The 24,585-nt window shown below is 41.6% G+C and carries 30 protein-coding genes and 1 pseudogene; 10 read left to right on the top strand and 21 right to left on the bottom strand.

What is annotated here, in order from left to right; genetic code table 11:
- Positions 1–252 precede the first annotated feature (252 nt).
- Positions 253–1,602: a sensor histidine kinase gene (locus ASG93_RS27475; protein WP_056837235.1), complete on the bottom strand. Its 1,350-nt coding sequence runs from the start codon at positions 1,600–1,602 to the stop codon at positions 253–255.
- A gap of 196 nt (positions 1,603–1,798) precedes the next feature.
- On the opposite strand from ASG93_RS27475, the gene ASG93_RS27470 reads away from it, so the two are divergent.
- Both ASG93_RS27470 and ASG93_RS35500 read left to right on the top strand, forming a co-directional pair.
- Positions 1,799–2,197, top strand: coding sequence for a hypothetical protein (locus tag ASG93_RS27470; RefSeq protein WP_056837233.1), 399 nt, complete (start codon positions 1,799–1,801; stop codon positions 2,195–2,197).
- Positions 2,198–2,201: 4 nt separating this feature from the next.
- Entirely contained in the window at positions 2,202–2,360 is a 159-nt protein-coding gene (locus tag ASG93_RS35500) for a hypothetical protein (protein ID WP_156411064.1), read from the top strand.
- A gap of 43 nt (positions 2,361–2,403) precedes the next feature.
- Here ASG93_RS35500 and ASG93_RS27465 read toward each other — a convergent pair whose 3' ends face one another.
- Positions 2,404–3,084: a response regulator transcription factor gene (locus ASG93_RS27465; protein WP_056837231.1), complete on the bottom strand. Its 681-nt coding sequence runs from the start codon at positions 3,082–3,084 to the stop codon at positions 2,404–2,406.
- Positions 3,085–3,201: 117 nt separating this feature from the next.
- Between ASG93_RS27465 and ASG93_RS27460 the strand changes: the two genes are divergently transcribed.
- Positions 3,202–3,591, top strand: coding sequence for a group I truncated hemoglobin (locus tag ASG93_RS27460; protein WP_056837229.1), 390 nt, complete (start codon positions 3,202–3,204; stop codon positions 3,589–3,591).
- A 219-nt stretch (positions 3,592–3,810) separates the two neighbouring features.
- On the opposite strand, the gene ASG93_RS27455 is transcribed toward ASG93_RS27460, so the two are convergent.
- Positions 3,811–4,317 carry a GrpB family protein gene (locus ASG93_RS27455; RefSeq protein WP_056837227.1) on the bottom strand — a complete coding sequence of 169 codons (507 nt, stop codon included), beginning with the start codon at positions 4,315–4,317 and terminating at the stop codon, positions 3,811–3,813.
- 93 nt (positions 4,318–4,410) lie between these two features.
- The gene (locus tag ASG93_RS27450) at positions 4,411–5,349 is read right to left on the bottom strand and encodes a DMT family transporter (RefSeq protein WP_056837225.1); all 939 of its coding nucleotides are present in this window, start codon (positions 5,347–5,349) and stop codon (positions 4,411–4,413) included.
- Between the two features lie 115 nt (positions 5,350–5,464).
- Here ASG93_RS27450 and ASG93_RS27445 point away from each other — a divergent pair, with 115 nt between their 5' ends.
- Entirely contained in the window at positions 5,465–6,892 is a 1,428-nt protein-coding gene (locus tag ASG93_RS27445; protein WP_056837223.1) for a PLP-dependent aminotransferase family protein, read from the top strand.
- 955 nt (positions 6,893–7,847) lie between these two features.
- Here the strand turns inward: ASG93_RS27445 and ASG93_RS27435 are convergent.
- The 7 genes from ASG93_RS27435 to ASG93_RS27405 form a co-directional block, all read right to left on the bottom strand.
- On the bottom strand, positions 7,848–8,033 hold the full coding sequence (locus tag ASG93_RS27435) for a hypothetical protein (RefSeq protein WP_056837219.1): 186 nt from the start codon (positions 8,031–8,033) through the stop codon (positions 7,848–7,850).
- Positions 8,034–8,214: 181 nt separating this feature from the next.
- On the bottom strand, positions 8,215–8,610 hold the full coding sequence (locus ASG93_RS27430; protein ID WP_056837217.1) for a hypothetical protein: 396 nt from the start codon (positions 8,608–8,610) through the stop codon (positions 8,215–8,217).
- Between the two features lie 38 nt (positions 8,611–8,648).
- On the bottom strand, positions 8,649–8,921 hold the full coding sequence (locus ASG93_RS27425; protein ID WP_156411063.1) for a hypothetical protein: 273 nt from the start codon (positions 8,919–8,921) through the stop codon (positions 8,649–8,651).
- Between the two features lie 4 nt (positions 8,922–8,925).
- The gene (locus ASG93_RS27420; RefSeq protein ID WP_056837213.1) at positions 8,926–9,270 is read right to left on the bottom strand and encodes a zinc dependent phospholipase C family protein; all 345 of its coding nucleotides are present in this window, start codon (positions 9,268–9,270) and stop codon (positions 8,926–8,928) included.
- Positions 9,271–9,370: 100 nt separating this feature from the next.
- Positions 9,371–10,126: a Nif3-like dinuclear metal center hexameric protein gene (locus tag ASG93_RS27415; protein WP_056837211.1), complete on the bottom strand. Its 756-nt coding sequence runs from the start codon at positions 10,124–10,126 to the stop codon at positions 9,371–9,373.
- Positions 10,127–10,301: 175 nt separating this feature from the next.
- Positions 10,302–10,508 (bottom strand): hypothetical protein, encoded by a 207-nt coding sequence (locus ASG93_RS27410; RefSeq protein WP_056837209.1) that lies wholly within the window; start codon positions 10,506–10,508, stop codon positions 10,302–10,304.
- Positions 10,509–10,595: 87 nt separating this feature from the next.
- Positions 10,596–11,015 (bottom strand): GTP pyrophosphokinase, encoded by a 420-nt coding sequence (locus tag ASG93_RS27405; protein WP_056837207.1) that lies wholly within the window; start codon positions 11,013–11,015, stop codon positions 10,596–10,598.
- Positions 11,016–11,420: 405 nt separating this feature from the next.
- Between ASG93_RS27405 and ASG93_RS34515 the strand changes: the two are divergent.
- A pseudogene (locus ASG93_RS34515) lies at positions 11,421–11,750 on the top strand (IS66 family transposase); the annotation flags it as partial.
- A 149-nt stretch (positions 11,751–11,899) separates the two neighbouring features.
- Here ASG93_RS34515 and ASG93_RS27400 read toward each other — a convergent pair.
- Complete coding sequence (locus ASG93_RS27400) at positions 11,900–12,793, bottom strand: SDR family NAD(P)-dependent oxidoreductase (protein ID WP_056837205.1); 894 nt, start codon at positions 12,791–12,793, stop codon at positions 11,900–11,902.
- Between the two features lie 233 nt (positions 12,794–13,026).
- Entirely contained in the window at positions 13,027–13,278 is a 252-nt protein-coding gene (locus tag ASG93_RS27395) for a zinc-binding dehydrogenase (protein WP_162262885.1), read from the bottom strand.
- 144 nt (positions 13,279–13,422) lie between these two features.
- Between ASG93_RS27395 and ASG93_RS27390 the strand changes: the two genes are divergently transcribed.
- From ASG93_RS27390 to ASG93_RS27380, 3 genes are read left to right on the top strand one after another with little or no spacing between them, the layout of a single operon-like run.
- Complete coding sequence (locus ASG93_RS27390) at positions 13,423–14,484, top strand: alkene reductase (protein ID WP_056837201.1); 1,062 nt, start codon at positions 13,423–13,425, stop codon at positions 14,482–14,484.
- A gap of 27 nt (positions 14,485–14,511) precedes the next feature.
- Positions 14,512–14,994 carry a MarR family winged helix-turn-helix transcriptional regulator gene (locus ASG93_RS27385; RefSeq protein WP_056837199.1) on the top strand — a complete coding sequence of 161 codons (483 nt, stop codon included), beginning with the start codon at positions 14,512–14,514 and terminating at the stop codon, positions 14,992–14,994.
- A 42-nt stretch (positions 14,995–15,036) separates the two neighbouring features.
- On the top strand, positions 15,037–15,975 hold the full coding sequence (locus ASG93_RS27380) for an NADP-dependent oxidoreductase (protein ID WP_056837197.1): 939 nt from the start codon (positions 15,037–15,039) through the stop codon (positions 15,973–15,975).
- A 164-nt stretch (positions 15,976–16,139) separates the two neighbouring features.
- Here the strand turns inward: ASG93_RS27380 and ASG93_RS27375 are convergent, their stop codons facing one another.
- Positions 16,140–16,337: a hypothetical protein gene (locus ASG93_RS27375; RefSeq protein ID WP_156411062.1), complete on the bottom strand. Its 198-nt coding sequence runs from the start codon at positions 16,335–16,337 to the stop codon at positions 16,140–16,142.
- Between the two features lie 196 nt (positions 16,338–16,533).
- Positions 16,534–16,962 carry a GNAT family N-acetyltransferase gene (locus tag ASG93_RS27370; protein ID WP_056837193.1) on the bottom strand — a complete coding sequence of 143 codons (429 nt, stop codon included), beginning with the start codon at positions 16,960–16,962 and terminating at the stop codon, positions 16,534–16,536.
- 112 nt (positions 16,963–17,074) lie between these two features.
- On the opposite strand from ASG93_RS27370, the gene ASG93_RS27365 reads away from it, so the two are divergent.
- Positions 17,075–17,419, top strand: coding sequence for an S-Ena type endospore appendage (locus tag ASG93_RS27365; RefSeq protein WP_056837191.1), 345 nt, complete (start codon positions 17,075–17,077; stop codon positions 17,417–17,419).
- Positions 17,420–17,567: 148 nt separating this feature from the next.
- On the opposite strand, the gene ASG93_RS27360 is transcribed toward ASG93_RS27365, so the two are convergent.
- The 6 genes from ASG93_RS27360 to ASG93_RS27335 all read right to left on the bottom strand — a co-directional run bounded on the left by ASG93_RS27360 (position 17,568) and on the right by ASG93_RS27335 (position 23,211).
- Positions 17,568–18,131, bottom strand: coding sequence for an MOSC domain-containing protein (locus ASG93_RS27360; RefSeq protein ID WP_056837189.1), 564 nt, complete (start codon positions 18,129–18,131; stop codon positions 17,568–17,570).
- 19 nt (positions 18,132–18,150) lie between these two features.
- The gene (locus ASG93_RS27355; RefSeq protein ID WP_056837187.1) at positions 18,151–19,290 is read right to left on the bottom strand and encodes a toxic anion resistance protein; all 1,140 of its coding nucleotides are present in this window, start codon (positions 19,288–19,290) and stop codon (positions 18,151–18,153) included.
- A 22-nt stretch (positions 19,291–19,312) separates the two neighbouring features.
- On the bottom strand, positions 19,313–21,001 hold the full coding sequence (locus ASG93_RS27350; protein ID WP_056837185.1) for a vWA domain-containing protein: 1,689 nt from the start codon (positions 20,999–21,001) through the stop codon (positions 19,313–19,315).
- Positions 21,002–21,013: 12 nt separating this feature from the next.
- Complete coding sequence (locus tag ASG93_RS27345) at positions 21,014–21,751, bottom strand: hypothetical protein (protein ID WP_056837183.1); 738 nt, start codon at positions 21,749–21,751, stop codon at positions 21,014–21,016.
- Between the two features lie 325 nt (positions 21,752–22,076).
- Positions 22,077–22,553, bottom strand: a complete 477-nt coding sequence (locus tag ASG93_RS27340; protein WP_056837180.1) for a pentapeptide repeat-containing protein — start codon at positions 22,551–22,553, stop codon at positions 22,077–22,079.
- A gap of 172 nt (positions 22,554–22,725) precedes the next feature.
- Entirely contained in the window at positions 22,726–23,211 is a 486-nt protein-coding gene (locus ASG93_RS27335; protein ID WP_056837178.1) for a DinB family protein, read from the bottom strand.
- 203 nt (positions 23,212–23,414) lie between these two features.
- Between ASG93_RS27335 and ASG93_RS27330 the strand changes: the two genes are divergently transcribed.
- The gene (locus ASG93_RS27330) at positions 23,415–24,317 is read left to right on the top strand and encodes a LysR family transcriptional regulator (protein ID WP_056837175.1); all 903 of its coding nucleotides are present in this window, start codon (positions 23,415–23,417) and stop codon (positions 24,315–24,317) included.
- The last annotated feature ends 268 nt before the right edge of the window (positions 24,318–24,585 follow it).

Genomic DNA, 24,585 nt, shown 5'->3' with positions numbered 1-24,585 from the left:
TCAAATTAATCTTAAGTATATCAATTGCCAGCAAAAAAAGCGCACCCCCTTCATCAAGAGTGTACGCTTTAATTGAATTTAGTCTACGGACCGAAGATTTTGGTTTCTTTTGTTTCGCTATTTCATCCTTACTTATGAAGAACCCGACGATAAAATCAGATCCGGGCAGATCGATATCGATATTATCGACTTTTTCGCTGATAAAATTATTCAGATCTGGTCCTGTAAAGACTATTACTCCACTTCGGACTTTTATATAGATTGTTTTTGATCTCTTTGACCTAGATCTAATCTGTTACTAAGTATTTTGCGACTTTTCGGCAAATGAATGGTAAAAGTTGCGCCTGTCTGTTCGCTTACTACACCAATACTTCCTCCATGCTTCTGCAGGATCAGATAACAATAAGTTAGTCCCAGCCCAAAATTATTCTCCTGATGTTTAGTGGTAAAGAACGGCTCGAACAGCTGGGCAACAGTCGCCTTATCTATTCCCTTTCCATTGTTGGAGAACTCTATCATAATATCTTTTTTGCTCTCATGAATTCTTATTTCAATCGTCCCGTTTTCCGAATCCACAGCATCGATCGCATTGCGAATCAAGTTAGCGAATACTTCCTGCATGTGAAGCTTATCACACACCAAGTTGTAATAATCTGGATAATCTGTAATAAGTGTAATCCCTTTATCGTCAAGCAAATAGCGATTAGATTGAATCGCCCGAGCCACAATATCGGATAAGTTGGTAGGGCCGTCTACAATCTCTATATCTTCAATATGCTTCTTGATCCGATTTACCATGTACATCATTTGTCTCGTCTCCGCCTGGATATTCGCAATGTCTTTCTCCGTTTGTTCATGCAGTCGGTATTGTAAGTTTTCCTTCATTCGGCCGGTGAGCATATCAATGTTGATAATGTGGTTTTTCATCGCATGATTAAGCATGGCCGCACCTGATACTATCCCTATGATCGTCTGATCATGTAATTGCTTTTCTAATTTAATTCTTACGCCAAGCACCCCGAATCGGATCGCTGAACCAATAAAAATAACAAAAGCCATCCATACGAACATACTGATATACTGATACCCGTCAAATGTGCGAATCGCTCTTTCCATATGATTTAACAGAACAATAACGAGAACAGGAGGAACAACAAAAAAGACTGTAATAAGACGATTTCTTTTTCTTACCAAATTTGTTTCCTTCTTATAAGAATAAATAACCAAAAAACATCCAACCAGGTAATAGGGAACAGACCAGTAGAACAAAATGACAAAATCTAACTGAATACTTTGCTTCATCGGAGTAATAAGGAGTGTAATGATAATCGGAAGTACAAGCGCACAAGCGAGTGTATTCTTGATTCGGCGAGTCATGGTTACGGAATATACGATCGCGAACATGAGGAAACCGTAAGGGGTACAAGCTTGGAGTATAAAGAAAAAAAGGCTGCGCCATACAGGTTCTACAACTACTTCGGAAAGGCTGCCCAAACCTGCGAAAATCAAAAACAAGACCAACCACTTCGTCGCTTCCTGTTTTCGTCCGTAAAAATAAAGCAAAACCGCAAGTAAAAGATCAATAATGGTTGAAAAGATCATTGTTTTCCCACCTGTCAACTACTTTATCGACGAATCTGTCTCATATAGCTTTTCCACACCTTGTTCGCTAAGGGATAGTGAATTCCTGACTCGCTATATACTCTGATTTACGAGTATATTTCCTCCTTCGAAAATGGCTTATGATGAATTTGTAGCAAATAACCCCTAAATGGGAAAAAACAGGAGGCGTTTTATAATGAAAAAGACAATCAAATTAGGTTTACTAGGTGCTGTAGCTTCTGCTATCTTGGCTTTACCAGTGGCGGCAAGTGCCGAAACTTCTTCGCCAAATGAGTTCTTGTCCACAACTCCGCAAACCACAGTGATCCGCCAGTTGCATTACTTGGGGACGGTGTATTTGCACCCAGGTGCTAGTGGTCCAGTTGAACTGAATTTGCCGACAAACTTTAAGTATGATGTGCAATCCATTGAAATCACGGGTCCGTTGAGCCAATTCGTCCATGCACAAATTACAAATTTCGGATCCAAAATCTTGTTCAGCTCTGACGGGGCCAAAACAACGGTAACTGTGACAATTACGAATAGTACCGGCTCATGGGGCTATTATACAGTCATCGTTCAGCCTGTAGGTTAACTCGATGAAAAAAATAACTTTTCTGTGTACCTTACTAGTTGCTGCTGCAGGCGTCATGCTTTCGCCATCATTTAATCCACAGCCCGATCCCCCGGGAATCACATCTGCTCCTTCTGCCTTACATGCCTTCAATCCGCAGCCCGATCCTCCAGGCTTTGTTTAAATAAAGAAAGAAATCGGACGTTTCCAACGTCCGGTTTATTTCTTTATTCCAATAACCGCAGCTGAATCGACATCTCCAAGAGTTGTTGGCGGTTGTGTTTTTTAATTCGAAGCCACTCCAAATAGGGGAACTTACCTTTGATCAGCTTGGTAATCTTGCATAGCTCGTTATTAATGGACTGTTCGTTGTAGAACAAGAGCTCAGCAATTTCACTGCTGCTTTTGCCTTGTTGAAGATAGCGTAAAATTTCTTTTTGGAGCGTGGTTAATTTTCTCTTAAGCTCCTCTTCATAGGAAGAGGCCACCCGTCTCATTAATTTGCCGGCAGAAGAGTGATGCAGGTTTCCCTTACCTTCCGCAACGCCACGAATGGCATCTGGAATATCTCGGTAATGTGCCTTGGTAATATAATTGCTTACACGTCCGTATGCGATAGCATGAGTCATGACCTCCTCCTCATCCAGCGAGGAAAGTACAATTATCTTCAGGTTAGGTTCTTTTGATTGCAATTCAATAGCCACTTCAAGTCCGTCATAATTGTTTCCTGTTAAATTGATGTCAAGTAACAAGATATCAATAGGTATTTCTTCGATAGCTTTTAATAATTGGTACTTATAAGCGGCAGATCCGGAAATAAATAGATCGGACTCACGTGATAAGTAATCGACGATTAGTTCTCGAAATAATGGATCATCGTCGCATACGAAAACTTGAATCGGCTGCATGATATTCTCCTTTACTGAACATACACTCCTTGGATTCGAGATGAAATTTCACTTGCCTTTAGGTAGGAGACTTTCCTACAATGACTAAATAAGGAATTTATCATAAGGGAGCAGGCTATGGAGAACAGGAACGAACCCAACCTATCATTGTATGACCGTCTTGGAGGAAAAAATGGCATTCAGTCGGCAGTAGAACTTTTTTATGGCAAAATTAAAGATGATTTGAGATTGTCACATTACTTCCAACATATTGATTTTGCAAATCTTATGGAGCATCAAACGATATTCCTCTCTTTTGCATCCGGTGGTCCTAATTACTACACAGGCAAAAGCTTGACGCAATCTCATGAACACTTGAACATTACATCCACGCATTTCGATGATGTATTGGGCCATTTGACCGATTCTCTGATCGAATTAAGCGTAACAGGAAGGGATATTGTTCAAGTACTTGCCTTGCTGCTCCCTCTGAAAGCTCAAATGATCAAGGATCCTAAGGTGCGCTAAAAGCACAGATAAAATCAGTTTGATTGGTAGTGCCACTACGTTCATTACTTGATGTTCACTTGGTTTCCTCGCGCATCGTGCGATTCCCTTGTCAATTTTAGCAAATATTTTCCAATGGGGATAGGGACTTTTGAACCGTACTTCTGCAAAATAACCCTCGTTCATTCGTATCATGAATAGCTTTTGCAGCCTGGCCTTCCCCAAAAGTCTGAATTCATGTTATTTCCATCCATCATGTTTCAATATCCCATTTACGAAATCACTCTTGGCATTTGAGTAGGCCAAACGATCATTTTGGAAGCGAAGAGCAAGTTCCTTCTTCAAGTCGCCGTACATTTTAGCGTCATTTGGATGACTTCTCAAATAATCTCGAAAGAGGATATGACGCTTATATTCGTCGTTATCCACAGTGCATACGTAAAGGTGATGCCAAGTAATGCCTTCTGGAGGAATAAAAGCCTCTCGGCCTGTAGCTCCTAAATCGCCTTCATGTACGTACCCAAGAGTGGCAAGTCTTAGTATGACCGTATGGACATCTGCTTGCTGAGATACCACCACGTCAATATCAACAATTGGTTTAGCTGCTAACCCTGGTACAGATGTGCTCCCTATGTGTTCTATCCTGACTTCGATGTCGCTTAAAACCGGAAGTACAAAGTCTCGTAACTGTTCAAACATCATAACCCAACTCGGATCATATTCAACAACTACTACACTGGACCCCATAGAAATCCTCCTCTATTTTCAAAGCAGGTTGCCCATGCGCCTGCTTTGTTTGTCTGTCCATTTCAACGAGCACAAATATGTTAACTTTAATATTCAGTCTAATACTTTAACCTGACGAACAGGTATTGAGTCTGTTTTCTTCTTATGGATCAAATGCTTTAGACTGTCTAGATTAGCACATACAGTTCCAGCAATAATGGTAATCACTCCTATTGCCGATACCCAAGTGATCGTCTCACCATATAATAGCACTCCGAATGTAAGGGCAATCGTTGGCGAAACATAGAGCCAAGTAGTCGGAAAGACTGGATTCGTTTTGGCGACGAGCCAATAGAAAAGACTATGTCCTACCATCGAGCCGATAACGATTAAGTATAACAGAGATCCGATCGCCTTTGTTGACAACATGCTCTTGAAGTCAACGTGTTCCGTGAATAATGACAGAATAACAAGCAGCATGCCTCCATAAATCATCTGTGCCGCGTTAAGCGCAATGGGCGATGCTTGAGGGAATCGCTGAATGACCTTTTTTGAATATAAAGCTCCCGAAGAATAGAATATCTGGCCGACTAAAATAGCGAGACATCCAATTATCCACCTTATGTTAGCGGTAATTATAAGGTGTGGAAGCAATAACAATACGATTCCAACGAATCCTAGGATGCAACCGAAAACGGATCGTGGCGATGTCTTCTGCCGCAGGACAAGTGTTTGCAGCATGAGCATCATCATGGGAGCCGTAGCGGATAAAACAGCAGCGAAACCGGAAGAGACATATTGCTCAGCCCAGTACAACGTTGAGAATGTACCGAAAGTCAGACCTATTCCCGTTAACAGCATTTCTTTGTGAATTAACAACGAGAAGTTGGCCTTTTTCTTCCATACCATCCAAAAGAACAATATCAGGCCTGCAAGGAAAAACCGTAATCCCGCGGAGAAGAAAGGCGGCGTTGAAGCGTCGACACCTACCTTTATCGCTAAAAACGTTGTACCAAAAATGAGACATACGAGCAAGTAATTAAAAATAATCATGGATGTTCCCCCTCTTGGTATGTATTATACAAGGAAGGCAATAGAACAGATGCTACATAGCAGAACAGATTACTTGGGCATGATATATAATAAGTGAATAGGGAGTGAACATGGCATGAAGAATACGTACACAGCGACGAATGATAATAAACTGCTTTTTAGACAAACATACGAATATATCATCACCAGGATCGAGCGTGGAGAGTTGAAAGCACATGACAAACTCCCTTCGATTAGACTGCTTGCCCAAGAGCTCCGAGTACACCGGTTAACGGTGTTTCGAGCGTATCAGTTGCTTAAAGAAAACGATAAAGTCTACGTCAAGGAGAAATCGGGCTATTATGTTTGTCCATCAGACTTTCCGGAGTATGTTATTTCCGAGTATACAGAAAGAAGCCCCATAACTTCTTCCGGCCACTTGAGAAACTCCTTATCTGAAATTCAACAGGTACCCGTCACTTATCAATTTTCCCAATCCCTGATCGATCCGAATTTACTGCCGAATCTTTACCTATCCGAATATGTTAAGAAAGTTTTCGATATCTATCCGAAATTGATGGGAACCTATTCGAGTGTACAAGGGGATGAAGAACTGCGTGAATTCCTTTGCCAGTACATGAAGCGTCATCACAGTATTCAACTGACAGCAAGCGATCTTTTGATTACAACTGGTGGTCAACAGGCGATTGACCTCATTTCTCGGGTATACATCAGACCGATGGATTTCATCTTGGTAGAAAGGCCGACATATAGTGCCGCTCTCGATATTTTCCGCCAACAGGGTGCACGGTTTATTCCAGTTGATATTTACCCCGAAGGCTATGATTTGGAGAAAGTCGAGATGCTAATGAAACAGCACCGACCTCGTGTTTTTTATATGAATCCTACTTTTCATAATCCGACAGGGTATACAGTTCCCCCAGAACAACGCAAGCAACTTGTTGAACTGGCTGAACGATATCGCTGTTTACTAATTGAAGATGATGCCATTCACGAGATGTATTTCGATCAGCCGCCTCCTCAGCCCATTTTTTCTTACGATACAGATGGTTGGGTCGTTTATCTCCGCAGCTTCAGTAAATATGTGGCACCTGGTCTACGCATTTGCGCCGTCATAGGCCGTCCGTCTGTGATAAAACCACTAATTACCGCAAAGTCGCTAGCTGATAACGGAACTCCACTGGTTAACCAGAAGATTTTTCTACACTACTTAGAGTCAGAACGGATTAAGAAACACTTGGAGAAACTGCGCATCGCCCTTCAAATAAGAAAAGAAATTGTGGAGGAGGAATTGTCCGCTACCGGATGGAGTTGGAGCAGTCCCAAAGGAGGCTTCAATTTGTGGCTAAAGCTGCCCGAAGCACTTCCTGTGGAAGATCTTTTGAACGAAAGTATCCGGCAATCGGTCTCTTTTGTTCCGGGTGTGATCTGTGATCCGCTCAGAGAGATGCGCTCTTGGATCCGTTTAAGCTATTCATTCGTCAATGAGGGGCAACTTCGTGATGGAGTCAGGCTGCTCACAGATATCGCTCGACGATTTTGATCACAAAACGGCTAAAAAAAGTCCCACCCCCAAGACTAAGCTTGAGGGCGGGATTCATCAGCGAGGGTCTATAGTAGTGTCATCAGAGTTAGAGCCACCGTGTCAATGACGAAGCCATCAAGTATCAGATTCTATTTTAAAGAATAATCCTTCCTTAGCTGCTGTAAAAATTCGAATTGGGTTACGCATAGAAACGAATAGCTCACCATCGGAGTTCGGCTCTTGTTAGCAATTCCGACTATTTATAGCCTTCTCCGCGAGATATACCTCATCCTTTTTGACATAGATGTCGTATTGGATGTTATCATTTCTATTGGAACCCATTGTACCCCTGTCATGATTTGTTATTCGGCTACGATAGGAAACGCCATGACTTTTTAAATTATTTACCGCATCATAATAATTCGATTGATTGAATGCAGTAAACACAAGACGCCTATGCTTGGAAAAAAGAAACATGATGATATTCATAATGAGTTGCTCGATATTCCCCATATTAATATCGCCTCCCCAATCGACATCTCTATTCAAAACACTATGCCTACCTTAACCAGTTGAATTAACAATCAATTCGACCATTTAATCTATGTACCACATCCTTATATTACCATATTTGGTTAAAGACTTAATTATCCATGTTCCCAAACAAACGTTTATTGTGCTAAATTGCCGCATATGATAAGCAGTTGTAACAATCAAAATTCTTTGAACATTAGCTATTGGCTTCCAAACACAAAAATAACAACGCCTTTAGAACCATCATCCACCAGATTATTAAATAATATCGAGTCAATATGTAACACAAACTAGCATCTGAATCGCACTGCGTTATCCTGTCCGTTACTTCAACAGGCTGCCAATTGTTGGCAGCCTGTTTTTTTATTGAACGCTCGTTCCCCGTAACAAAAAGGTAGCCACCTTTTTCGGCGAGGATTTATTGAACGTGGATTTGTATTTAGTTATTATTTTCCGTTTTTTTATTTAGTAATATTGCTGTTATTAATGAAAGCTGAAGTGAAAGAACAATTCCAATTATAAAAACCATTCCTCCATCATTGGTACTTGGCTTAATTGTAATGCCAATAATAAAGAAGAGAATAATTGAAACAAATACTGAAAGTAAGAAATAACCAAAAGTCATTTGATCTCACCTTTTCTAAGTATTTTGTTATAACTGTGTTCAATCAAGCAAATTATACCATAAACTGGCATTTGAAAGGATAACATTTATTGTTTTAAGCTGCCCGATTGCGAAGTGAAGGGCAGCCCCTCTGGTATTTAACTATCGTTTCCGTTAGCTCAACGAATCGTTTGGTGGTTACTCAATCGGGTGTCGGGTTCACGTTTTTTTCGCAGCGACGCATGATTTCATTTACAAGAAAGGAAACAAAAGCTCTGCCGTATCCACGTGATTGAAGATCATGTCGAACAGAGACATGGCTCAGTTCACCGCCGTCAAAAATTCCAAATTCGCTAATGCTTTGGCATATAAGATAATCATCATCTTCATACTGCCTTACAGCAATATTACTTTCAGGAAGTCTTTCATCTACACGCTCCATGATATAAGATGAATAACTTATATAATAACCATTCTTATATAAAAATTGTAGAGAAGAACGGTCGTCATCTATACATAGACCTCTCGAACGTTCTACTGCCTCATTTTGAGAAAGAATTTGATTCGCTCTTTTCATAAGTTCGGTGCCAATACCCATTCTTCTGTATTCATTTCTGACAAAGATCGTCGTATCTGTTACTCTCTTAAAACCAATAAATGAGAGCTGGAAATTATCTCCATAGCCTTAGATTTCGATAAGCGTATGTACTCGATAATTTCATCAAAGTTATACACTTCAAGTCCGCAGTCTTTATTTTGTTCTATAATTTCAAAATCACTATTCATTTCTTCAATAAATTTTTGGAAATCTTCGGAAGTAATTTCTTCTATCTCTCTAGGGGAAACATCCATTTCCAACCATTCTTTTAGGCTTCTATTGTTGTAGTGACAAAGTAATTTTGTATTCATTATTCTAAAATCTGAATGCCATTTTTTGCAGAAAGTTCGGATCAGAAACTTGCTTCTGCTTGAATCCATGCGGATAATAAATAAATTCCATCCAAACATAGTCGGAAACTAAATGTGTTAAATATCCTAATAGATAGTCATCATTGACTTGGGATATGTATTTATCCACAAATTTTGTGTAATTTATTTGTCTAGTCCCTTGGTCTAAATCTCCTTCAAAAAAATGAGTAATGTTTTTCCTTTCGCTAGTGAAGGCGGCATCTGGTGCAACCGTACCTAATAAAAATGACCTCTTATCCTTTATAAAATTAAGGCTAGAAGCGACTTGTTCACCAATTATTACATGCATTAAGCGTGACCCTATAAAAAATCTCCTCTCCCGTTAGCAAGATGCTAATCATATACCACATTCTACAATAAGATCGGTTAAACTATTCTAGAGAATAGAATCATTCAATGTGCTCTTCTTTTAAATTAATTATGTCTAAATAACCAAACTGCTCCTTAAGTTTTTCTGACAATGTGCTCATCCCAAAGATTTCTGTAAAGGTGTGACTTCCTACAATTAAGTTCATACCAACGAATTGAGCATACTGTAATGTATACAATGTTTTTTCACCTGTTATATAAACATCGCACCCTGCATCGAGAGCATCACGAATATTACTTGTTGAATTTCCTGCTCCCGTAATAATGCCCACTCGCTTAATAAGTTTCTCTGAGTTTTTCCACGACTTTACATCTTCGTCTAATACACTTCTCATTTTTCCATTTATTTCCTCGAAGGTAAGAGGTATCTCGAATTCTCCGATTCCAGGGAGGCTCCTCCCCTTATAGTGAGTGGATTTCTGGATGAGTTCATTTATTCCTAAAGCTTTAAATAATGAATAGCACGTACCAAAATCCGCATAGTCAAGGGGTAAGTGAACAAAGAAATGACCAATTCCGTGTTCTTTGAGAAGGGAGTGACATTCCTCTTTCATCCCAAAAATGAAATCCCAGGCATCGTGATGTGTAATGATTAAATCCACGTTATTCTCTGCAGCTTGTTTGATGATTTCTGGAGTGATATTTGTAGAGTATCCAATCCGATTAATAATTTTCGGACCAAATTCGTAGAAAGCATATTCTTCACCTTCATCGAATTCAGTTAAAAGGTCTCCAAAAATAAACTCAATTGTTCCTTTAAATTGTTCGGAATTCACCGATACTCCCCCTTACCCATTTACACCTAGTACTAGTTGTTGATTTTAAGCTATAACGCCCGAAACTTTAAAAACGAAAAAAGGAGCTGCCGCGAAGCAAGCCCCCTCATCTATCGTTTACTCTCCGTTTATTACTTCTTCACTTGAGTTGTCTGGTCTATCAAAAATATTTGTTTCATTCAGTTATTGTCTTTAAATCACTTACATCTAATAGTGCTTCTCTATTCGTATCATGATAAACAACCCTAACTTCTAGTTCATAATCATCATTCAACTCAAAAGAAAGGATGGTGCATTTCCTACCACGATTCTTTGTTTTTCTTGGATTATCTGGAGCAAAAACATAGGAGCCTCCAATAGTAAGATTAACCGTATCACTCATTACATCTGCAATCCTCTCATGCTGTATTTAAAGTTATTCTAGTGAACATGTCCCCGGCAATACAATGCTTCTCCATCTGGAACCTTATTAGAATTTCAACTCTGCAATAGCCTTCTTGTACTTATCAATCCTTGCATAGTCTTTATCTGTTGGGTTAGGAATTCGACCAATATCACTGTTATCCTCTAGATCCAGAATCTTCACTTTCGTCGCTAGGGGGTTTAATTTGATCCTCTTAATAAAATCATCATATGATTCATTTGCTCTTTTTGTAAGACAATCTAAAGCTTCTATAATATCTATGCTAAAACCTGCATTTTTTAAATCAAATAGAGTAGTATCTGAATCTTCCACAACATCATGTAAAATTGCTACAATTGATTCTTCTTCACTGCTGGCTTTAGTTGCTAATCTGGCAGGATGTAATATGTATGGATTTCCGCCTTTATCTGTTTGACCATCATGAGCTTTCGCGGCTATTAGGATTGCTTTAGTTAAAGTACTCATTTTCACAACTCCTTAAATAGTTCTGCTATATTTCTTCCTAAGTCATATCTATATATTTTTGTTCTTTGATCTCTATTATAATCTAGAATCCAACCATTGTTGAGCTATAGTTTCGTTTTTATTAAACTATCCTGACTGATATGCGAGCAAAAGACTGCCCAGTGTAACAGCAGCCTTTTTGCGGACCTCAATAGCTTATTTGATACAGACACCGAATTTATCATAAGCGTCAAACTCTTCCCACCTTCAACTACTACGCTCGCTATGAGATCGTTTGAGAACGCTGTTGCTGAAGCCAAACCGAATAATCCGCTAAGATTGGAAGGCTTCGCTTCTTCCTCTCGGCATATCGTTCTTCTGGCGAAGCATCTTTCAGCTCACGCTCGATGGTGAAGAGAACATTCTTACAGCCCGAATCAGTGGGAGAAGTTGACCGCATTTCTAAAAGATGGCCGGTTCGAGATCGACAACAACCGAAGTGAGTGATCCATCAAGCCATTCGTGATCGGGAGAAAGAACTGGTTATTTGCGAACACGCCCCGCGGCGCGAAGGCAAGTGCGGCGATCTACAGCGTCATCGAGTCGGCGAAGGAAAATGGACTTCTTCCGTTCCAATATTTAAAGTACCTGTTCGAGCAGCTTCCACAGCTTCCGGATCCACAAAATCCAGAGGCGCTCGAGCCTTATTTGCCATGGTCATCTTCGCTTCCGGTTACTTGTCGTTTTATGGCATAGGCATGAACAAGTTCGGGGTTATGTGACGCTTACTTTGAGCAAGCAAAAAGGCTGGAAGTATTACGCTAACGGATGAGCAGACTGCCGCAGCGATCTGACGTAAAGGTCAGGATAGTGTAATATCAAACGGTTCACATCGTTCCTGACTGTTACTTTAGTCGATTAGTTTTAACACGATTAACAAGTTCTTCGGAAGCTTTTATAAAAGCACCAACGTAATCATCAGTCATCGTAGTTGATGGATGAATTGCAAGAGCCTTTCGGTTAAACATCGCACCGTTGTGGCCTTCAATCTCAGGAGTGAAAAATAGTGGTACGACACGCTCAGCATATGTCTCTGGACTTTGCGACAAAAGACCAACTAGAGACTCAATAATTCGAAATTTCATGCTGTCTTTACCAAGCGTATTGCTGCGAATATTTGTTTTAATTAGTCCAGGATTTAGACCATAAAAGTTAATGTGCGGGTAACGTTTCGCGGAATCAAGAACGAGTGCTTCGTTACCAATTACAGTATTCATATGTGCAACCATGGTTTTGTAAGTGCGTTCGGAATTTAGATCATCTATGCTCGCGGATTGGTTTGAACCTGGAAAACCCATAATAAAGACACAGGGTTTACTTTTAGCGTTTAATCGATCATTGCCAAGCCGTGGGGCAATTTCCCGAAGCAATACTAGCCTGTTTAAAAAGCTTACAGCCATATCTCGTTCGAGACCCTCACTTGTTTCTTGGCGTTTCGGGGCGGCCATGATTCCTGTAGTCAGGACAAGTAGGTCGAGAGTTTCCGCAGGTAACAGATTGCTGACGCGTTCCGCTTCTGAAAGTAGACTCAGGTCGGCCTTGATGAACGAAATGCCTTTTATATCTTTATCTCTGAATGTTTGTCCTACTACAGTAACATTCGCACCTCGTAAAGCCATCAGGCGACTGAAGGCTCGACCTAAGCCGCCAGTTCCACCAACTACTGTAACGTTTTTCCCTTTTAGGTCAAGTTTATTTGCAGCAATTGCATTCCATGTAATGTTTTTATTTCGTTTCATATTGCACACCCTTCTTCGTGTCTTATTAATTAAGCGGAATTAACGTTGCCGGCAACATTAATGTATCACGAATTTATGTGGCAGGCAACATAATATTTGTCTACGGCCTATGATAAACGAGATACGTCGAAAAGCTGCCAGTGCGATCCGGTAGCTTAAGTACTAATAGGCCATAATATTGTAAAGGAGAAAGTCAAGGTCCTTAGGTTAGGAAGACCATCGTATCTTATTTATTATTTACTATCCGATGTGACGCTAAGCAAAATTCGTCCATGACCGTGTCGTCTCTCGCTTCGCTTCAAAGCTTCCGCAGCTTCGCTTGGCGGATAGATGCGGTCAATTGCTGTTTTAATCGTCCCATTCGCCACAAGTTCTACTATCTTCCTAAGATCTTCAGGTATAGGGAACTTAGCATTGAACGTCGCAGTGTCACCATGAGACTCGGCCTGCGTCTGAGAAGGCGGCTGCTGTATCCGTACTAACACTTCACCGGCCCTTGTAGGCATAACAAATGCTAAATATATATTTTTCATTGCAGAAAAAAATGTTGCCAACCACGTATATTTCTGATATCTTTAATTCATCGGTCGTATGTTGTCGACCACATATAATTGAGGAGAGTGAATAATATGACACAGTTATGGAGTCCAGTAAATGTAGGTCGCTTAAAACTATCGCATCGATTGGCGATGGCCCCAATGACACGAAGCCGTGCGAAACAGGATGGAACACCTGGCGATCTCAGCCCAGTATATTATGCACAACGTGCATCGCTTGGCTTGTTAATCAGCGAAGGTGCGCAGCCATCCGACGACGGACAAGGATATTTGAATACACCCGGGATTTACACAGACTCACACATTGCTGGGTGGAGAAAAGTGGCTGACCAGGTTCATGCCTCTGGTGGATACTTGTTCATTCAGTTGATGCATGTAGGGCGGATGTCACACCCGGACAATACCCCCCACCACCGCCAGCCGGTAGGGCCATCTGCAATCGCTCCTGGTGTTCCGATGTTCACTGTTAATGGGATGCTGGATATTCCGGTTCCTCGCGAGCTCAGCGCGGAAGAAATTAAAATGACCGTCCAGGATTTTCGGAAAGCGGCCGCTGCGGCGATCCAAGCTGGCGCCGATGGAGTTGAGATTCATGGAGCGAACGGATACCTCATTCAGCAATTCATCGCCGAAAACTCGAATAAGCGTTCGGATGAATACGGTGGTTCTATCGAGAACCGCGCCCGTTTCGCAATTGAGGTTGCAGAGGCAGTCGCAAAGGAGATTGGCCCGGAGCGAACGGGTTTCCGCATCTCACCCGGCGTACCGCAGGGTGGCCTCGATGAAGGTGTGAGTGGCCCAGATGTATATAAATACCTCATCCCTAAACTGGCAAAGCTAAACTTGGCCTATCTACACCTCTTGCATGGCGGAAACGAGGAGTTGTTACGTAACATTCGATCACTCTGGCCTACGGCATTACTGGTAAACCGTGCAGGAAGACCGCTAGAGAGCCTCTCTGTTGACATCGATGCAGGACTTGCAGACGTAGCTCCGGTTGGCGCATGGGCATTGGCAAATCCTGATCTGGTTGAGCGCTTAAAATCCGGTGCTCCATTGAATGAAGCAGACCGATCAACCTACTATGGTGGAGACAGCCAAGGTTACACCGATTATCCAACGATATTGAAATAAAAACATACAGAAAAGTTGAGGACTACCATGGTACAACAAAAAGATGATGATAATAAGAAAACCGTTGAGGAAGAGTTTATTACAGTTACCGACTTTCCAGTGAGTTTCGCGATTTTCGGTGTTGCACGATCACACCGAGCGCTTGCAGCCCAGCTGCTTAGGGAGGCGGGACTGTTCCCAGGGCAAGAAATCTTGCTTATGCAATTGTGGCACCAAGACCACCAATCACAGAACAGTCTGTGCCGAACCTTGCGTCTAGACCACTCAACTGTCGCTAAATCTGTTCGTCGCTTGGTTGATTCCGGCTTGGTTACTTGCAGTCGCTCGCAAGAAGATAAGCGTGTAACCATTGTATCGCTCACCCAAGCAGGGCGAGATTTTGAACCTAAAGTTACAGAAGCTTGGAGTAAGCTTGAGAACCTAACAACAGAAGCTCTCAACGAACAAGAAAAAAAGTTATTAATCACTTTATCACGAAAAATAGCTGCTGTATTAGATCCATTCTTATAAAAAACAAGAAGTAAATTTGAGTCGATAAGGGAGAGGATTTACATGTCTAATTCGAAGATGAAAGCCATTCTTGTACGTGAATACGGCGGTCCAGATGTCTTACAAGTAACAGAGGTAGAACGTCCGCAGCCGCAAGAGGGAGAAGTTCTTGTCCGCATCGTTTACGCTGCAGCAATCCCCCTTGACTATAAAATTCGTAACGGATGGCTTCAGGCTGTCTATCCTAAAACGTTCCCTTACATTCCAGGAACTGCAATTTCCGGGTTCGTCGAATCCGTAGGTGCAGGCTTGACCCAATTCCAACCAGGTGATCGCGTGTTTGGCAGCGTCAATGGAGCCTATGCGGAATATGGAATTGCAGCAGCGAATGAATTGGCGAGGATGCCGGGCGATTTAACTTTTGAAGATGCCGCATCAATTAAGGCAGGAGCTGAATCGGCCTGGAAAGCTTTGTTCACCGAAGGGGAATTACAAGCCGGCCAAACCGTTCTTATTCATGCAGCAGCAGGCGGGGTTGGACAATTTGCCGTTCAGCTGGCGAAGTGGAAGGGTGCAAAAGTAATCGGCACCGCTTCAAGTGTGAATCTTGATTTTGTAACATCGTTAGGCGCGGATCAAGTGATCGATTATAACACGACCCGATTTGAAGATGTCGCTGAGAACGTTGACCTAGTTGTTGATTTAGTCGGCGGGGATACAGAGAATCGTTCATGGTCCGTATTGAAGCGAGGTGGAATGCTCGTCTCATTGACACAGCCTCCTTCTCAGGAAAAAGCGCAGGAGCATGGCGTTACAGCTAAATTCAACTCTAAGTTTCCAACCTACGAGGATTCGGAGACGATAGCTCAATTAATTGCCGATGGTACAGTAAAAGCAGCGATTGATGCCGTTTATCCTTTAAGCAATACGAAGGAAGCCCTTGAAAAAAGTGAAACCAGACACGGGCGTGGAAGAATTCTTTTGAGCGTAAGTTCGAGTTAACATTCTTTGATCAGAGAACAACTTTGCATCACAACCGAAAGTCGTTTGTACAACGGTACAAGACTTTCGGTTGTGATTTTACCTGGTTTATGGGAGCCACTACTAGAATACCTTCTTGCGTGTGAAGTTGCTCGTTGATAGCTTGCCCCTCAGGGAGAATAGCTTTACCGACTTGGTAACTCAATCTCCCCACCTCCTTCACTTCGCTGAAAAGAGTCCTCGACAGACAGATTGGCCGGCATCACGATGATCGTTTCTCTAGGATCTGCCACTACCGAAGAGGACAGATAGGCAGCGGCCATTACGGTCGCCTTTAGTTGAAATTCCACTTTCCAAATCAGCATGATGTGCAATATACTCACAAACCTTATTCGCCAAATCTACATCCTTTATATTGCAATCGTGTAATATTCTTAACGCAAACTCTGTATAGAGAGGTTGACTTTCGGGTGTTCGTAGGTCTGGTTCTAATGCATGTCCAAATCCGCCCTCATCGTTTTGATAAACTTTTATTGCATTAAGTATGTTATTCTGTGTTCCATCAAGGAAAGCAAATTCTTATGGGACCCTAATATCTTTTCTAAAATAATAATGCTTACTGCCTAATGGAGCGTCTTCAAAAACTGCAATTTCTTTATATCCATTTTTCATATAAAATTCTGGTGCTTGAAAACTAAAAGTGTTTAGTTTGATGAAAGTGCATTTTTTCTCTTTAGCAATATCCTCAATTCGGGTTAAAAGTTGAGTTCCGAAACCTGAACCTCTTAGTTCTTTATCTATCCACAAAATGTCAACCTCAATCCAGTTCCAACAATGGACACTTAATATTCCACCGATTATCTTACCTTCGTTATCCTTTATAGTCAGATTTATTTCCTCGTAATTGTTCTTCAAATCATCGGGAACATGTTCTTGATTATATTCAATTAACCTTCTTCTAACGTATTCGCTTTCTTCTTTACTCCCATAAGCTATTTCAGTTGTCATGACATCCTCCCATGTATTATGAAAATAGTTAAATCTACCATGAGAAATAACGTTACTAGTATCATTCACTAGACATATCTTATATTAACGCCATTTAAGGGAGGTGAAGAAAATGGCATTTAATCCAGATGGAAATTCATTTATATCCTATCCGATTAGCCAAGGACCGGGTGTAGGTAAAGGGTATTACTCATCGCAAACACCAGGCATAACCGCATTGGTGCTTGTGGAGAATGATAGTGCCAACATTACCTTGACCGTACAAGTACGAACTTACTCCGGGGATAACATTAGTTTCGAAGTCCTCCCAGGAAGCACCTACTCCTTCAATATCAATAGCATTCAGCTTATTGGCATTCTCAGTAGTTCGGGAACGGGACCAGCTGTAGGAACATTAGCCATTTTTCCTTTTTTTGGATTCCCTCTATTCGCTAATTCACGTACGGTACAAGGGTAAGACTTTTATCTGGGCTTGTTCGATAATAGAGTCAGCCAGTTTATTCTGGTTGACTTTCTTTACTAAAAATGATTTTCATTATTGTTACACTATCCGCTGACGGTTAACGGAAGAGCCACCGCGCGATTCACTGGCAGCCTGCTTCAGTTTATATTCGTTCCAGAGGACGAAACGGTTCAGGAGGCAGGACAATTTGGATAGAGTCCTTGACCCATATTTCTCCCCCAGTTAACACGACACCCATTACTCCAGCCTTTCGGATTAGGTTTCCATTCTCATCGTGGTCCAGAACCGCACTCAATAGCCCTGAGTGGAAATTGTCAATTTGTGAACAAGGATTGCGAAGTCCCGTGATCTCAATAACTGCGGTTTCACCTATAAACAGCTTTGTTCCTGTTGGCAGTCCTAGCAAGTTTATCCCTCTGGTTGTAATATTTTCACCCAATTGCCCAGGTTCGACATGGAAACCAGCACTTCGTAGTTCATCGAACAACTCCGAATGAATGAAATGAATCTGGCGAAGGTTGGGTTGATTCGGGTTTTGCGCTACTCGTGAACGATGCTTTACGGTCAGTCCCATGTGTGCGTCGCCTTCTACTCCCAGTCCAGTAAAGAGCCTGATAACGTTGACAGTCTGTTTACTAAACGAATGCTTTTCACTACGACTAACTGATACGACTTCTCCAACTTTAGATCCAAGGTTACTTACCATCGAGAACGCCTCCATTATATTATATGGATAACTGGCTGCCCTTTTCCAGACGCAATATTTGCTTTTCGCCGATATCAGCCAAATTCCGGAACTCATTGATTGTCTCACGCATTTTTGGCAGAGACTCCTGTTTATAGATACTAATCGAGTCCAGAGCAGCGATTACATCTGTAAATGCCTGTTTTAGAGTATCAACTGAAATGTTGGATTCAATCGATTTCTTATGAATTTCGGCTCCTTGTTCATTCAGCATACGCGAAGTAGCAGTTATTAGATTGCTAGTTACTTGGTTCAAGAGCTCAACTTTCTTCAAAGCGATATTTTGATTGTACAGGGCGCTGGCAACCATTACAGATATCTTCAATGCGGAAATCGTTACGGTCTTTGAGCGATCGACAACACGCATCATCTGCCTATTGTTCCGTATAACCAGTTCCATTGCCATAATGCCCTGTTGGTTTACAACCAACATCTCTTGCAAATCCATAACCCTCTGTCTTAAGGGGAAAAGGCATTCCTCCGTAATAAACCGAATCTTTTCTGGATCTTCATTCCGTATCTTGGCCGCTTCGATTTGCACCTCGATGGATTCATCCATCAACGCTCCAAGCTGAATTTCCTTCCTAAGTTTCTTGGATAATTCGCGCAAAGATTGTTGTTCGAACTCCAGTGTGGTGTTGTCATTCTTGAGCGTGGACTTTCCCTTATCTAAAGAAACGATGATATCTGCAATGATGCCATCTGCCTTTTCATATTTAAGGAAGTAGCTCCGAATAGGGCTGAAGAACTTACCAAGGATGCCGGTTTTGGCGAAATCAACGAGGCTTGGGTCCAAGTCTTTGATTTGTGTGTGCAGGTCTGCTAATCCCTTGGCTACTTGCCCCCCATCTTCGCCAGCTTTTGAAAGATTACCGACCGAAACATGCAGTAACGCATTTTTAGAGGACGACAATTTCATTGTAACTACACCGAATGTATCGATCGATTGAAGAATTTCCCTCCGTTTGTCGAGCGAATCAAGTTCTAATGACATGATCGTAGCTACATTAGAGTCAGCAATCTCTTTCAACTTGGCGATTTCCTCGGGGACCGGCTTAATCTCATGTTCGATCACTGCTTTTATTTCTTCAGGATTGGCTATTTCCAATGTGAATGACATATGAATCCCTCCTCGATTTGAATTACATTTGGACGTTGAACAGGTTGCCGAGTTTATACACCACATCGTCAGTGTCTGCATTGATGCTTGCAGCTTCGTTGATACTTGAAATGCTTTCGAGGGCTTTGATGTTTGCGTTATAGCCGATCGTATAAATTGGGACTTTATAGACTTCGACTAATCCCTTTATGTCCTTGAGAGAATGCCCTTCGTTTGTCTCGCCATCGCTCAAAACAAAAATGATTGGCTTCATATTTGGATTAACAGCCAATTCGTCTTGAATCATCTTTAGGGCAACAATAATACCGTCAAAGGTTGCCGTTCCACCACTCGCCTGGAGGCTATTGACCGCGCCGACGAACATGGACTGCTGATTTGTGTCGTACTTCGCGATCGGGAGTTTAATTGTTACACCACTGGAGTAAGAAACTAGGCCGATGCTGTTGTCTTTGCCCAAGTATTTCTGTCCCTTGAATAAGGACTCTTTGAGGCGATTGAGCGGCGCCCCCGCCATGCTTCCGGAAACATCCGTTACAAATACCGCGACAATTGGTTTGGTGCCATTCTTCTTTTCTTTCCATATTTTTTGAGCAGAAGCTAGAAGGTTACCATCAACAGGTGCGAGTTCAGACTTGTAATCTTCGAGGCCGTTAAAGCCCTTTTCTTTCGCTGTTTTTTGGTATTTCTCTTGTGTTACGAATTCAGCAAATTTCTTTATTATATCGAGTTTATTCTGTGGCAGATCCCCTAATGCATAGAGTGGGCTATCATGCCTAACTCCAAATGGTGTGAACACATAGCTGCCTTTAAGGTCCGCCGCGTTGACATATGTTTGATACTCCAAGACAAACCCGTCTAGAGCGCCAGACTTTGCAGCTTCACGCATTTGGATTGTTGTGGACGCGGTGAACGGTACATTGGATTGGAATTTCTCGAATTCTCTTACCGCTTTCTCCCCCAATAAATTGGAGCTGTCGAAGGTGTTCAGAGCAGTAACGAGAAAGTTCAGACCAGTAGAGCTGGCGAATGGATCGGTATATCCCATTGCGAACTCGTTATTGGAAATCGCTTCTGTGATGGTTTTGACATTCACTGATCCATACTTCTCTACCAGAGCATCATGTTTTGCCTTTGAAATGACGATCCCCGGTACGTTTCCTACTAAACGCTTCGTAATTAGCTGAGTCTTGATGCCATTTGCCTTAACGATTTCTCCCCATAACTCGTTGGATGGAGTGAATGCGTCAGGAATGTATTTACGGGATTTGATATAGTCCGTCGCAGTACCTGAAGCAATATTACGTATCTTCACGGAAGCTGGTTTGCCGTTTACTTCAATCTTGGCTTGATTGAACTCCGTTGCCACTTCGGATAACCAACCATCAACGCCCGTCCCCGACTTTTCTGTAGAGGAGAAGATCTCAATAAAATTATCCGTTGTGCTTTCCACTGTTATTGGAAACTTCGAGATATCCGGAAGCGTTTCAGCAACATCAGCCGGATTAAGGTCTATCTGTCCCTTTACAGGCTTATCCGTGGCAATAGATATATCGGAGTAAAGTTTGGATAACCGTTCTCCAGCATTTTCAGCTGCGACTTGAACACTGGATTTCCCAAGATTTGCAGTCAGTTTCACACCTACATACACAAGTCCGAATACTAAAACAATGATAATACCCGACAGGAGGAACAAATTTCTCCTATTTTTCATCTAAGTCACCTCTTATTCCTTATAATGTTTTGTTTGTTTTATCAACGAGTCTATTTCTTGCATGCACGGCATTTGCTCTATGTCAGCAAGTTCTAAACTGTCCAATCGCGAGATTTCCATTAAAAGTTTGTCTATTTTCAACAAAATTTCTTCGTTTGTACCGAGAGAATCCTTAACGAACGACAGGAACTCGTTATACACCATCGTCTTTTCTGCGATGAGATCTGAAGGTAACCTCGACGATTCCTGGAGCATGATAATCTTGTACTCATTCTCATCGAATACATGCATTCTGCCCAGTATGCTGCGAATGTTGAGATAGAACAATTTCTCGACTTCTTGCGCCACAGAAGTGAATTTCTTATAAGTAAGTTCATTAGGATCAAATCTTTGATTTAAAAGCCCTAACAATGTCTCCATTCTTTTTCTTAGGCGCTCTAGCTGCCGAAGGGCTAGCCCAATATCGCTCTGCAAAGTTTTGACTCCTTTATAATGAGTAAGGGCATCTATATATTCATTGTGTGTCCTGATTTCTTTCACTGGTTTAACTGACGGTAGCTTGAATATCAACATGTTGATCGCGTACGATAGAGCGAGGATACTGGCAAAAATTATTGTCACACCTGAAGCAGTTTCAAATGCACTACCGCCGATCTTTATCCCTATAATCCCAGGTGAAAGGACCGCGATATTAAAAACCACTACACCTAAGATGATTACGATAAGTTTTAAATGATTTTTGCTTAGCAATTCTTACACCCCCCTCGTTTCGAATTACGATTAATTTGTTTCTCCTGCCTCGATTACTACCTATATATATTAGCGGCATGTGCTCACATGATCATTTGGAACCGTTTTGTACTGATTATCAACGGTATACCATTCGGACTCATACCTTCAATAGCAGATCTGCTGCAGATGTATCCTTGCTTTTGGTAATGTTCAATTCATCTTGTATTCAATTAAATATTCAACTATCCCTTAAATAAAATAAGCAGGCTGCCTCAGCACCTGCTCATAAACATTTGTATTCATCAAACCTTATCCTATAATTGAATAATCGATGATTCATTTCCTATGTATTATTTTTATTTATTAAGTCTTCTATTAACACCCCGTTAATCTTCAACCCAGATATATCGCAATCGCGAATATCCATATTTGTTAAATTACAGTTTGTTACTTGTACATTAGATAGGTCACAATTTAAAAAGCTAATTGGTTTGTAAAAGCCAGTTGGATTGTAATTACCATCACCTTCCATAGGGTGAACAATATTACGAAATTCAGTGCCAAATAAATGAACATGGTCAATAATAGCATGGCTAATATTAGCATTTTTGATTTCAGTACCTGAGAGATTTGCATCCGAAATTCTAGACTCGGTCATATTCACATCATTTAATGCCATTCCTCTCATATTTGCATTATTAATTTGCGTCTTTGCTAAGTTGACATTGTCAAAATTTAAATTCTCAGCTTTAACCTTTTGAAACCTCGACCCAGAAATGTCCGCCATTTCAAAATCTAAACGTTCAATTTTTAATTCCATTTTCATCAACCTCCAAATCGGTACTATCAAATAATATTATTCGATACACGATTGGAAATTCCTTTATTTCCCATTTAAAAATAGGAAGCTATTAACCACCAAGCTTTATTGCGCGTTAATTGAGAAGACTGCCGATCCTATGCTATCGGCAGCCTTCCCTTGATATTTATTGCTATACTTTCTCGTTTGTATTTCCTTGAATGACTTTAAGTAAGCAATTGCAGGTAGCAATATGCATCCCTTCATGGACCACTGCAAAGTTGAGTAACTCTCCCGCACGATTAAAGGTGAGCGGTCCAAATTGCAGCGGCGCTTCCAGCTGTACCTCCAGACTCTCGGGAGCTAACTCGGATAGGGAGTTAAGTTGACCTGACAGCTGTTGGATTAGTTCTTCCTTAGGTGGAGGCGTTTCAGCCCAATTTGCCGGCGCAGTCCCGCTGTTGAAGAACGATGCGTAGCTTGCGGGAATAGCCGATTCTTTTGAGAAGGCAAGTGTCATGTAAGTATCCATCCAATAAATCATGTGTCCAATGTTCCAGCGAATCGTGTTATTGTAGGAATCAGCTTGAATGTCGAACAATTCCTCTGGGACAGCCTGCACCTGGTACAGCACCACTTGACGTACTTTTTTTGCCGTGTCGATAATCATTTCGGACATAATGTTTTCCTCCTTTGTAGTGAAAAGCGTTTGATATATTCCTAGTATAGGTCCCATGGAATGTTCCATCAATGCAGTGCGCATTACCGAAACGTTAAGTATAAGTTAACGATTATGAATTGACAGAAAAAGAAAATGAAGTGACAATAATTAGTGAACATGCAACATGCAATCAGCAATGCATTTGAAAGCAGGTGCGAGCTATGGAGTTAAAACAACTTCAGTATTTTATGGCGATTTGTGAAGAGCTCCACTTTACGAGAGCAGCCGAGAAGATGGGAGTCAGTGCACCTAACATCAGCCAGCAGATAAGAAGATTGGAAGAAGAATTAGGGGTTTTACTGTTCGATCGTGTGGGAAAAACAATCGTCCTCACAGAAGCCGGAGCGATACTTCATGAACATGGTGCTGCCGTGTTCGGGCATCTGCAGCAAGCGAGCGATGCCATTACTGACCTGAAACAAATGCAAGGTGGATCGCTTTCCATCGGTGTCTTACCCGGTGACGCGGATCTCATGTTTAATGCGTTGCTGCTTAACTTCCATCAGAGCTATCCCACCATCTCGCTGTCCCTTCTTGAAACCACGAAAATAACAGAACAAGTGCTGGACCGAAGCATCGATGTTGGCGTAACCATCGGACCTGTTATCGATGAACGCCTCACGTCAATTCCTCTGTTTCACGAGGAGTTCTCTTTGGCGGTAAGTACAAATGATCCCCTTGCCACAGAGAACTTCATCCCCTTGAACAGGCTGCATGCCTTGAAGATGGTCATGTTCCCACCCGACCATCAATGTCGCAAGCTGATCGACCGATTCTGCATGGATAAAGGGTTTATTCTGCAGCCGCATATGGTGACGACAACGTTATCCTCCCTCCTTCAGATGGTGCTGAGCGGAGTTGGCGTCTGTGTTCTTCCGCGATTACTGCTGGAAAATCTACACAATAAAGACATTAAGGTTCTTCAACTGAGAAATCCTACACCTTCTCAAGACATTTGTCTAATCTACCGCAGCGACAGGTATGTCGGTTACGCTATGCGCACGTTCATCAAAACTTTGAGAGCCTATATCGAGGCCGCAATTAATCAAGCGAAGTCTTCTTAGATATCGATGCCTTGCCTTGAACGTCCAATGACTTTCCCACCAACCATAGGTAGGATATCTACGCGTCGTCATTTACGAAGCACGTTCCCTTTGTCTCTTTTGGAGTGGAAGCAGGTTATGTTTTCTACGACGGACCAATTAACGCACACAGCTAATGAAACCAACCGGAAATAGACGTTTAACGGACCTAGATGCCGTTAACTGCCTACTTATTTTCATAATTTGAAGTAGATTAAGGGCTGTCGAGTCCATTAGATTTTCAAATTCA

It is taken from the genome of Paenibacillus sp. Soil787 (assembly GCF_001429545.1).
Classification (GTDB): Bacteria; Bacillota; Bacilli; order Paenibacillales; family NBRC-103111; genus Paenibacillus_E.
Note: the sequence above shows the minus strand (reverse complement) of the source record. Positions and strands in the feature narration are given on the sequence as shown.

What these genes read in the sequence shown, in the direction of transcription:
- ASG93_RS27475 (WP_056837235.1), bottom strand. Translation starts at nt 1,602, where the DNA reads ATGATCTTTTCAACCATTATTGATCTTTTACTTGCGGTTTTGCTTTAT.
- ASG93_RS27470 (WP_056837233.1), top strand. Translation starts at nt 1,799, where the DNA reads ATGAAAAAGACAATCAAATTAGGTTTACTAGGTGCTGTAGCTTCTGCT.
- ASG93_RS35500 (WP_156411064.1), top strand. Translation starts at nt 2,202, where the DNA reads ATGAAAAAAATAACTTTTCTGTGTACCTTACTAGTTGCTGCTGCAGGC.
- ASG93_RS27465 (WP_056837231.1), bottom strand. Translation starts at nt 3,084, where the DNA reads ATGCAGCCGATTCAAGTTTTCGTATGCGACGATGATCCATTATTTCGA.
- ASG93_RS27460 (WP_056837229.1), top strand. Translation starts at nt 3,202, where the DNA reads ATGGAGAACAGGAACGAACCCAACCTATCATTGTATGACCGTCTTGGA.
- ASG93_RS27455 (WP_056837227.1), bottom strand. Translation starts at nt 4,317, where the DNA reads ATGGGGTCCAGTGTAGTAGTTGTTGAATATGATCCGAGTTGGGTTATG.
- ASG93_RS27450 (WP_056837225.1), bottom strand. Translation starts at nt 5,349, where the DNA reads ATGATTATTTTTAATTACTTGCTCGTATGTCTCATTTTTGGTACAACG.
- ASG93_RS27445 (WP_056837223.1), top strand. Translation starts at nt 5,465, where the DNA reads ATGAAGAATACGTACACAGCGACGAATGATAATAAACTGCTTTTTAGA.
- ASG93_RS27435 (WP_056837219.1), bottom strand. Translation starts at nt 8,033, where the DNA reads ATGACTTTTGGTTATTTCTTACTTTCAGTATTTGTTTCAATTATTCTC.
- ASG93_RS27430 (WP_056837217.1), bottom strand. Translation starts at nt 8,610, where the DNA reads ATGGGTATTGGCACCGAACTTATGAAAAGAGCGAATCAAATTCTTTCT.
- ASG93_RS27425 (WP_156411063.1), bottom strand. Translation starts at nt 8,921, where the DNA reads ATGAATACAAAATTACTTTGTCACTACAACAATAGAAGCCTAAAAGAA.
- ASG93_RS27420 (WP_056837213.1), bottom strand. Translation starts at nt 9,270, where the DNA reads ATGCATGTAATAATTGGTGAACAAGTCGCTTCTAGCCTTAATTTTATA.
- ASG93_RS27410 (WP_056837209.1), bottom strand. Translation starts at nt 10,508, where the DNA reads ATGAGTGATACGGTTAATCTTACTATTGGAGGCTCCTATGTTTTTGCT.
- ASG93_RS27405 (WP_056837207.1), bottom strand. Translation starts at nt 11,015, where the DNA reads ATGAGTACTTTAACTAAAGCAATCCTAATAGCCGCGAAAGCTCATGAT.
- ASG93_RS27400 (WP_056837205.1), bottom strand. Translation starts at nt 12,793, where the DNA reads ATGAAACGAAATAAAAACATTACATGGAATGCAATTGCTGCAAATAAA.
- ASG93_RS27390 (WP_056837201.1), top strand. Translation starts at nt 13,423, where the DNA reads ATGACACAGTTATGGAGTCCAGTAAATGTAGGTCGCTTAAAACTATCG.
- ASG93_RS27385 (WP_056837199.1), top strand. Translation starts at nt 14,512, where the DNA reads ATGGTACAACAAAAAGATGATGATAATAAGAAAACCGTTGAGGAAGAG.
- ASG93_RS27380 (WP_056837197.1), top strand. Translation starts at nt 15,037, where the DNA reads ATGTCTAATTCGAAGATGAAAGCCATTCTTGTACGTGAATACGGCGGT.
- ASG93_RS27370 (WP_056837193.1), bottom strand. Translation starts at nt 16,962, where the DNA reads ATGACAACTGAAATAGCTTATGGGAGTAAAGAAGAAAGCGAATACGTT.
- ASG93_RS27365 (WP_056837191.1), top strand. Translation starts at nt 17,075, where the DNA reads ATGGCATTTAATCCAGATGGAAATTCATTTATATCCTATCCGATTAGC.
- ASG93_RS27360 (WP_056837189.1), bottom strand. Translation starts at nt 18,131, where the DNA reads ATGGTAAGTAACCTTGGATCTAAAGTTGGAGAAGTCGTATCAGTTAGT.
- ASG93_RS27355 (WP_056837187.1), bottom strand. Translation starts at nt 19,290, where the DNA reads ATGTCATTCACATTGGAAATAGCCAATCCTGAAGAAATAAAAGCAGTG.
- ASG93_RS27350 (WP_056837185.1), bottom strand. Translation starts at nt 21,001, where the DNA reads ATGAAAAATAGGAGAAATTTGTTCCTCCTGTCGGGTATTATCATTGTT.
- ASG93_RS27340 (WP_056837180.1), bottom strand. Translation starts at nt 22,553, where the DNA reads ATGGAATTAAAAATTGAACGTTTAGATTTTGAAATGGCGGACATTTCT.
- ASG93_RS27335 (WP_056837178.1), bottom strand. Translation starts at nt 23,211, where the DNA reads ATGTCCGAAATGATTATCGACACGGCAAAAAAAGTACGTCAAGTGGTG.
- ASG93_RS27330 (WP_056837175.1), top strand. Translation starts at nt 23,415, where the DNA reads ATGGAGTTAAAACAACTTCAGTATTTTATGGCGATTTGTGAAGAGCTC.